Source organism: Cupriavidus mimosae (genome assembly GCF_023952485.1).
Taxonomy (GTDB): domain Bacteria; phylum Pseudomonadota; class Gammaproteobacteria; order Burkholderiales; family Burkholderiaceae; genus Cupriavidus; species Cupriavidus taiwanensis_C.
The window spans coordinates 1-8,243 of the sequence record NZ_JALHRY010000040.1; the positions used below are offsets into that span (position 1 = coordinate 1).

Sequence of the window (8,243 nt, forward strand, 5' to 3'; positions counted from 1 at the left end):
GTCCGCACCTGGTGCATCGGGAGCACCTGCGCGGTTTCGCTCAAGGAGGCCTGCAAATATAGAAGTCGTAACTGCCGAGCCGAGCTGTCAGCGTACGCTCGAAAACCCGTTGGACTCTTCCAGGCGCTCTGCGGTACGGACAGTACCACCGACAGCGCGCAAGGCGCTCGTCTTCGGCGAGTTTCTCCAGGACGTCGATAGGAGCGCCGGGCGCCATAGAAGAAGTGGACGCGCCTCGAACCGCCGCTGGCAGGTCATGCCGGCGCGCGGGGCTGCGCAGCAGAGTGTCTTCTTCCGCGTCTACGGTGAACGTCGCGCCGCCTTCGGATCGATCTGGCATTTCATAGGGCTCCAATGCTGGCTGTCGAGTCGCATCTCCCGACACTTCTTGCGTTACAGGCCCGCCAGGCCGATGATGTCCCAGAAATCGCGCACGGCCGCGCAGGCACGTGCCTTCGTGTTCGGCGCGTCGGGCAACGCCGCGCCGTAGGCCGCAATCGCATCGTCCGCGAGCCCCGCCCACCGGGAAATCGAGCCGGCCAGCACGTCACGATTGCCTGGGGTCTCCAGGGCCATGCGGACGAGCGCGCCGGCCCAGCGCCGGTGCCGCTGGGCGTCGGCAAGCTGCGCGTCAGTCAGCAAGCCGAGCAGGGTGTCGCCGTTGTGGCGCGCCGCCTCGCCAAGCCCGCGCAAGACCACTTCCTCCATCGCCGGCTTCAATACTAGACTGCAGGCGACGAAGGACTCTGCCCAGTCCCATGCAACGAGCGCGTGTTCGGCCAGCTTGCGCCAACCCTGCCAGGCCGGATCTTGCTCCCAGCATCTGCGCTCGTCGGTGCCAAAGCCCACGTCGCTGAAGATCTGAGACAGCTCTCGCGTTCGATACGCGGTGTGGGTGAGCCAACGCAGCGAGTCGGCGGTCTGGTAGGCGGCGCAGTTCGAGATCGTGGAGGCGGGGGCCATCTGCGTCACGTAGGCCGATCCCATTTGCAGTGTGTGGAACAGATAACGTGCCGGCGTGTACAGTCGCGCCAGCGTGCCGGCCCAGGAGTGCTCCAGCATGGAGTCGTGGCCGCGCTGGGAAAATTGGTCCAGCAGACCGGACACATAGGTTTCCTGACCGTCCTGCAGAATGTTGTAGGTGCGGTAGACGAGCTCGTCGGGGTCCCGAAAGGCGTTCCAGTCAGCGTGTTTCAGCGGCGAGGCGTTGCGGTGACGCTTGAACCACTGCGCCATCTCGAAATTCGGATCGAGTTCGAACGGCGCGTGGGGGTTGTCGGTCGTGTAGTGCAGATTCGTCGAGACGATCTCGTACTCGCTTGGTTTGCGCCGCCGCGCGGCCAGGTGGCTCCAGGTCTTTAGCGGCTTGAGGACGTCCGGTTGAGTAGTCATGCTCGTCTCCGGTTACAGCGTCTTTTTGTAATAGAAGAGGACGTAGTCGTCCGTGGTCTCGATGCGGCCCGCGAACGAGCTGAGGTTGACCTCCAGCTCGGACATCCTGAACGGGCGGCCCAGCGTATCCTCCAGCGTAGCTCGGCGCAGGATCAGTTCGCCGTCGGTGTCGATGCGCACGTATGCGAGCTTGTCGTCGACACGGATCTCCTTACCCGGATTGTCTTCCCGCGCGGCCTCGATGACGCCGGACGTGATGCTGCTGGCGCGAAGCACGGGGCCGACGCGGTTATTTCGGTACGCCTCGGCGGTGTTGTGATCCCTGCTCATGATCGATTCCTTTGCAATATCAGCAATTGGCGAACAGTGGTTCGACGCCTTCGACAGCGATAAGTATGTCGTCACCATCTACCCTGATGGCATACTCTGCGAGACGGGATCCACTGGGGTTGATGCCCCTGCCTGTGTTGGCGTCGAATGTCCACTGGTGGGCCCGGCACATCAGTACGCGCCCGTCGAAATTTCCCTCTACGAGCGGAATGTCCTGGTGCGGGCAGATGCCTTGGAATGCGCGTGGCGTGCCGCTTCGTGGGCGGACAAGTACGATGACGTGGCTGTCCACCACGACCTCGGCCATGTCGCCTTCCCACAGCTCGTCGAGTGTGGAGACTGTCTGGAAATTTTTGGTGTCCTTATGCATCGCAAAAAATGAATTCGAGTGACTCCATCGGCTTGATATCGGTGTCGCCGAGCCGGGCGTCGCGGGGATAGAAATGGTCGCTCCCCTGGCGCCGCACCCGCAAGACCTTGCCGGGCTGAGGCGCTACGCGACGGCCGACTGAATGGTGCGCGGCGGCCGCCGCTACCTCGTCCATCGAGTTCTCCGTATCGACGGCGACGAGCTGCAGCACGAAGTCGTATTGAAAATTCGAAATCACTGGAAACAGTGCCATGTCATTATCCATCTGATGGCCGCATCAGGCGGTCTTGTTCTGTTCGCGCTGGCGGCGGTATGCCGCCACCCATGCGCAATGGTGTGCGTCGTCGCCAATCTCGCCGGGGGCGAGGTTCATGTACAGGAGTGCCCCCCCCAGGTCGGGCGGCTGGATGTGCCCGGCGAGGAAACGGTCGACCAGGGTCAGGTGGTCGCGGTAACGCACGGGGTCCTGTTGGAAAACCCAACGGTCGATCTCGGAATTGAAGTGGTACGTGCGGCCGTTGTACTCGAGCGGATAATCCCTGACGTTCCAGCCACTGCCCGGCACCGCGCAGATTGGCAACTGGCTCATGTTGCACACAATGGGCAACGTCTCGGGGACGGTGAGCTCCTTCCTGCCCGCGAGCAGGTTGTCGATGATGACGTCCCAGGCCTTGCCAAACGTGTCATTCCAGCCGGAATACTTTTCTTCGAGCCAATCACGGCAGTCCGGCGTCATGCCGGCGGCCGGATTCCACCAGATGGTTGGCCTCCAGAACCAGATGCTCAGCTGGTAAGCATGGTGCTGGTAGTCGAACTCATTGATCATCTGGTCCCAGTACCAGGGCAGGTCGAGACCGAGGTCTATCAGGGTGCGCTCGAACTGGCCGACGATCCATTCCGTCACGAACGCCTTGAATGACTCCTTGCGATGCTGCAGCGGCGTAGCGTAGTCCATCGACGTGCCGGTCAGCAGGGAGAACAGGCGCCATGCGCGTGCAATGGCCACGTCCACGAGCTGCTGCGCCTGCTCCTTGCGCCCGTTGGCCAGCAGGATCTGCAGTGCCGGGCCGCCGATCTGCGCGTGCCGTGACTCGTCCGTCTGGATGCTTGAAATGAGGCTGGCGAACGTAAAGTCGCCGGCTTCCGCCGCATCGGCCGCCAGCCCGAGGAACTGCATGTTGGTGAAACCGGTTTCGAAGGCAAACGTAAGCATCACGGCGATCTCGATCGCGCTGCGCGACATGAATAGGTCGTCGAAGGTACTGCGGGCAGCGATCGCGGCCCATTCGTTGGTGTGATAGGCCTTGTGCGCCCAGTCAAACTGACGATCCTTTGGGCAGTAGTCGTGCGGAAAGTAGAGTTGCAATTGCCCGTGACGGTTCTCGTCAAGCATGCCAAACGTCGCCATGTTGCGCATCCCTGGCGCGCGGCCGAAGCGGGCCATTCGTGCCTCGGCGCTCATCGCTGCGTATTCGCCGAGCGCGATGGCGCCGTAATGTGCCTTCAGGATAGACAGCCAGCCGGGATCGGCGTTCTCGAACATGCGGCTGCGCTCCAGCGCGGCCTTCACGGAGTAGGCGCCAGCGTCCTTGTCGCGCTGAATGCGGACATATTCTGGATACGATGTCTTGTAGGGCTCGTCATAGGTTTCCCAGACTTCCATGGGCACGCCCTGTGCCCCTGCCATGACCTCCGGGAAAAGGTCGGACTCGGCGACGTACGTCGGCGTCCAGTTCGTTGTGCGGGCAATGTCGTACCACGCTGCGCGTTCCAAAAGCGCCATGGGATATTCTCCTTGGTGGATGTCATGTCCTTCTTGCTTTGCAGTCCCGGTTGCGAAAGGCCGCAGATCCGGAGCGCATTCCCTTGTGCAAATGTAATGCCAGCGGGCATGGCGATATAGTCATGCTGCACTGCAAAGCAGTGGGAGCGTAAGGAATGGCGGGTACTCCATTGGATTTCGAGGCCCGGATCTGGGCGTCGCAACAAGGTGCCAGTTCCTTGTGGATTTCCCTACGACACCTACGAAGGCATCAAAATCCACCACTGGGACAAGGGGAAAGACTCATTCGGCCCAACCATGGACGCCTACTGGAAATACCAGGTGCATCGAATTCAGCCGAACTTGAGGAGCGCTTCATGAATGTCAGCTCGACGTTCGAAGCGAATGCGAAGACGACGAAAGTTGTGAAGCCACGCTTGGGTACGTTCGACAACCCAGCGGAACTTGCCCAGACCACTACCGTGCTCAGTCCGGCGTTTGGCAAGCACCGGCTTGATGCCGCGCTCGCGAAGCCGCTGACGATGTGGCTCGGAGTCATAGCCTCGGTCTGCGTAGATGACTTTTGGCTTCTGAAGCGGTCGGCCGCGCACGCCGCGAATGGGCGGGATCGCGTCGACGAGCGGCAGCAATTGGGTGACGTCGTTGCGATTCGCCCCGGTCAGGATTGCGCTGATTGGGACGCCATTTGCATCGACGAGGATGTGGTGCTTGGAACCTGGTCGCGAGCGATCCGTGGGGTTCGGGCCAGTTTTTCGCCCGCCCCAACGGCTCGCACCGACGATGAATCGACGGCTACTCGTGAGAAATCGAGTTCGTGGGCCTCGCGAAGCTTCGCCAGCAATAGTTCGTGCAATCGCTTCCACACGCCAGCCTTCTGCCAGTCGCGCAAGCGCCTCCAGCAGGTCGGACCCGAACCGAATCCCAACTTGGTCGACAGGTCGCACCAGCGTATGCTGGTCTTGAACACGAACAAGATGCCGTTCAGCGCAGCTCGATCCGAAACCGGAAGGCGGCCTGGATATTTCTTGCGTCGCGGCTTCGGCGGCGGCAGCAAAGGTTCGATCAGTGCCCACAGCTCGTCATCGATGATCGGCGCGCTCATCCCCTCGGTTCCCATCGTTCAGATGGCCAAGGTTAACAGCTTGCCGAAAAGGTTAACAGCCCCCTCGGGGTCTTTTTGAAACGGTCTCTAAGCATGCGCGAGATTGACAGGCTCAAGACCGTCCAGGCGGTCATGGATGGTCAGTTGCGGCCTGGCGTGGCCGCCGAACGATTGGAGATCACTGACCGGCAGCTGCGGCGGTTACTGGAGCGCTACCGGCTGGAAGGCCCAGCCGGGCTGGTCTCGCGCAAGCGCGGCCGACCCAGCAACAACCGTCTGTCTGGCGAGCGCGAAGCCGCAGCGCTCGGCCTGATCCGGGAACACTATGCCGACTTCGGCCCGACCCTGGCGGCCGAGAAGCTGCGCGAAGCACACGGGCTCACTCTGGCGAAGGAAACGGTCCGGCGGCTGATGATGGTTGCCGGCCTGTGGGTACCGCGCAAACAGCGCCCGCTCAAGGTCTATCAGCCTCGTAATCGGCGCGCCTGCTATGGCGAACTGATTCAGATTGATGGCTGCGATCACCGCTGGTTTGAGGAACGCGCGCCTGCCTGCACGCTGCTCGTTTATGTCGACGACGCCACCAGCCGGATCATGGAGCTGCGCTTTACCCATTCGGAGGCCACGTTCACGTACTTCGCGGCGACCCGCGCCTACCTGGAGCGCCACGGCAAGCCGGTGGCGTTTTACAGTGACAAGGCCAGCGTTTTCCGGGTCAACAAGCAAGGAGCAACTAGCGGCGACGGCCATACGCAGTTTGCGCGGGCCTTGTTCGAACTGAACATCGAAGGCATCTGCGCCAACAGCAGCCAGGCAAAAGGCCGCGTGGAACGGACACACCTGACCTTGCAGGACCGGCTGGTCAAGGAGCTGCGCCTGCGTGGCATCAGCACCATGGAGGCGGCCAATGGCTTCATGGCGGAGTTCATCGCCGACTACAACGCGCGCTTTGCCAAGGTGCCGCGCAACAACCACAACGCCCATCGACCGCTGCGACCGGACGAGAATCTGGATCTGATCTTCGCGTGGCGCGAGCCACGCTGCGTGTCCAAGAGCCTGACGATCCAGTACGACAAGATGCTCTACCTGCTGGCGGACCCGCCGGAGCATCGCAAGCTGGCTGGCTGCTACATCGACGTCTATCACTACCCAGATGGCAGGATCGAGCCGCGGGCTAATGGCGCCGCCCTGCCCTACACCACCTATGACCGGCTGTCGGAAGTGGACCAGGGCGCGATCGTGGACAACAAGCGCCTGGGACATGTGCTGCAGTTGGCGCAATACGTGCAGGAGAAGCGCGATAACACGCGTTCGCTCTCTGTGCCTGGCACGGAGGGGGTTCCGCGCAAGCGTGGACGGCCGCCCGGCAAGAAATCGCAGCGGTCGCTCGGCCAGAACGATATGTTGGAAGCGTTGCAAAGGCTGCAGGAGCAGCCGTGGCCGCTTAACGGAACGGAAAACTGATTCAGCTTGCGCTGGCAGTTCAACAGGGCTCAGGCAGCACGGCTTGGACTCAGTCACGTCAGGACAGCACTACCGCCCTACGCTCACCCCAATAGCCGATCAACCGGACATTTCAACTTAGCCAGAGACCGGACATTTCAATTTAGCTTTGACAGCACGTGTTGGCCCCAAATAGTAATGTCGCATTTGAGCCAAATAGAAATGACGTACCCCCTTGCCCAGGCTGGCATGCTGGCGGCTTTCCGTCTGTCCGAGACTGGAGGCCGCGATGCGCAAGCCCGAGACCATCACGACGACGATGCGCGAACTCGATCGGCTCAAGGTGATTCAGGCCGTGGTCGACCATGGCCTGGCGGTCTGGCGCGCCGCCGAGAAGCTCGGCTTGTCGCGGCGCCAGGTGGAACGGCTGGTGCTGCGCTACCGCGAGGATGGTCCGAGTGGCCTGGGCTCGCGTAAGCGCGGCCGTGACAGCAACCGCCAGCTGCCGTCGGGGCTGGAGTCCCGCGTGCGCGGCCTGATTCGCGGCAGCTACGCCGACTTCGGCCCGACGCTCGCCGCCGAGAAGCTGCGCGAGCGCCATGGCATCGACCTGGCCACCGAGACGGTGCGCCGGATCATGATCGACGCTGGTTTCTGGGTCCCGCTCAAGTGCCTTGACGACCAGGTCAAGCGGAACTGTCGCAGCAGCTTAAGGAAGACGACAACGCTCTGCGCCTGCTTGCCATCCCGGGCATTGGAGCCATTACCGACAGCTTGTTGGCCGCTGAACTGGGGGATGCAAAGAATTCTCGCTCCGGGCGTGACATTGCCGCATCGATAAGGCTAGTGCCGCGGCAATACAGTACTGGCGGTCGCCCGGCTCTGCTCGGTATCAGTAAGCGAGGCGACAAAAGCATACGTTGCCTGCTGATTCAATGCGCATGCTCTGTAATGACACGTCTTCATCGACGAACGGATGGGCTTGGGGATTGGCTTCGGAAGATGCTCGTACGGCGCCATCCAAACGTCGTCGCGTGTGCCTTGGCCAATAAGCTTGCAAGCATAGCGTGGGCGTTGCTGTACCGCCGCAGTGATTACCAAATCCCCGTGGCCGCGGCGAGCTGAAGGTGGGCTGACCGCGCAGGATTATTTGTTAATTCAGGCTTTGCGACGTTGACATTGATGACCCAACGGCCCAGTGGCCCGGTGGACACCCTGACAAATTGTATAGCTACCACAAAGTGCGGACATTTTTAATACTACCGGGCGCGACTTTCATCGTGGAGCGGGAGAGCAATCTCCAAGCAGACTCTGGATAGATTTAGGCAAGCCACAGATCATCGACCTCAACCTTGCAAAGATCGGGCTGACCATAGATTTCAATTTAGCTTTGACAAATGGTGTTGGCCTTTCGCGGACATCATGCCGCCGCTCTCCGCAATCGTGACTGGGCGGACCCGGACGACCGTGACAGTTCCGGCAATATCCAGCCACAGCGCTTCGAAACCCCGACAGGTATTCGGCGAGGTCGGCTGGGCGGCGCAGCAAGCGAAGACGGCACAGCAAAGGAAAAGCAAAGACTTGGCGAGCCTCAACGTACACGAGGCTCGGCATCACCGCACAGAGATTGCTGGCGTCCTGGCTGGTAAACATCGGGACAGTAAAGCCGTTCCACATGGTGCCGTTCCAATACGCCCACACAAAGGCATGGTCTGGCAGCCAGCTGCCCCTCACGCGAATGCGACGCCATGTGCGTTTCGTACCGCTTTGTTTAAGGGATTCGATCATAGTGTGCTCCAAAGAGAGAAAGCGGTCTTTTGAGG

Annotated in this window: 8 protein-coding genes and 2 pseudogenes; 3 read left to right on the forward strand and 7 right to left on the reverse strand. The window is 61.3% G+C overall.

Features of this window, described 5'->3' with window-relative positions; translation table 11 throughout:
• Positions 1–393 precede the first annotated feature (393 nt).
• From MKD50_RS29680 to MKD50_RS29705, 6 genes are all read right to left on the reverse strand, one after another.
• Positions 394–1,392, reverse strand: coding sequence for an aromatic/alkene monooxygenase hydroxylase subunit beta (locus MKD50_RS29680; RefSeq protein ID WP_012354742.1), 999 nt, complete (start codon positions 1,390–1,392; stop codon positions 394–396).
• A 12-nt stretch (positions 1,393–1,404) separates the two neighbouring features.
• Positions 1,405–1,722: an MmoB/DmpM family protein gene (locus tag MKD50_RS29685; protein ID WP_012354741.1), complete on the reverse strand. Its 318-nt coding sequence runs from the start codon at positions 1,720–1,722 to the stop codon at positions 1,405–1,407.
• 19 nt (positions 1,723–1,741) lie between these two features.
• Positions 1,742–2,092 carry a monooxygenase system ferredoxin subunit gene (locus MKD50_RS29690; protein WP_018003718.1) on the reverse strand — a complete coding sequence of 117 codons (351 nt, stop codon included), beginning with the start codon at positions 2,090–2,092 and terminating at the stop codon, positions 1,742–1,744.
• Positions 2,085–2,345 carry a toluene-4-monooxygenase system B family protein gene (locus MKD50_RS29695; RefSeq protein WP_012354739.1) on the reverse strand — a complete coding sequence of 87 codons (261 nt, stop codon included), beginning with the start codon at positions 2,343–2,345 and terminating at the stop codon, positions 2,085–2,087. The genes MKD50_RS29690 and MKD50_RS29695 overlap by 8 nt, the downstream gene beginning before the upstream one ends.
• Positions 2,346–2,369: 24 nt before the next feature.
• A complete protein-coding gene (locus MKD50_RS29700; protein ID WP_012354738.1) occupies positions 2,370–3,875 on the reverse strand; it encodes a ferritin family protein in 1,506 nt (501 codons plus the stop codon).
• Between the two features lie 332 nt (positions 3,876–4,207).
• Positions 4,208–4,977 (reverse strand): IS5 family transposase gene (locus MKD50_RS29705; protein ID WP_232348031.1). Its coding sequence is split into 2 segments (ribosomal slippage): positions 4,208–4,647 and positions 4,647–4,977, totalling 771 coding nucleotides; the frame shifts between segments, so codons are not numbered across the junction.
• A gap of 93 nt (positions 4,978–5,070) precedes the next feature.
• Here MKD50_RS29705 and MKD50_RS29710 point away from each other — a divergent pair.
• From MKD50_RS29710 to MKD50_RS29720, 3 genes and pseudogenes are all read left to right on the forward strand, one after another.
• A complete protein-coding gene (locus MKD50_RS29710; RefSeq protein ID WP_012354735.1) occupies positions 5,071–6,441 on the forward strand; it encodes an ISNCY family transposase in 1,371 nt (456 codons plus the stop codon).
• A gap of 268 nt (positions 6,442–6,709) precedes the next feature.
• Positions 6,710–7,132, forward strand: a pseudogene (locus MKD50_RS29715) (helix-turn-helix domain-containing protein); the annotation flags it as partial.
• A pseudogene (locus MKD50_RS29720) lies at positions 7,114–7,545 on the forward strand (transposase); the annotation flags it as partial. The pseudogenes MKD50_RS29715 and MKD50_RS29720, both read left to right, overlap by 19 nt.
• A gap of 150 nt (positions 7,546–7,695) precedes the next feature.
• Here the strand turns inward: MKD50_RS29720 and MKD50_RS29725 are convergent.
• Positions 7,696–8,243 (reverse strand): hypothetical protein (locus tag MKD50_RS29725; RefSeq protein ID WP_240987622.1); only part of this gene is annotated, 548 nt, incomplete at its 5' end.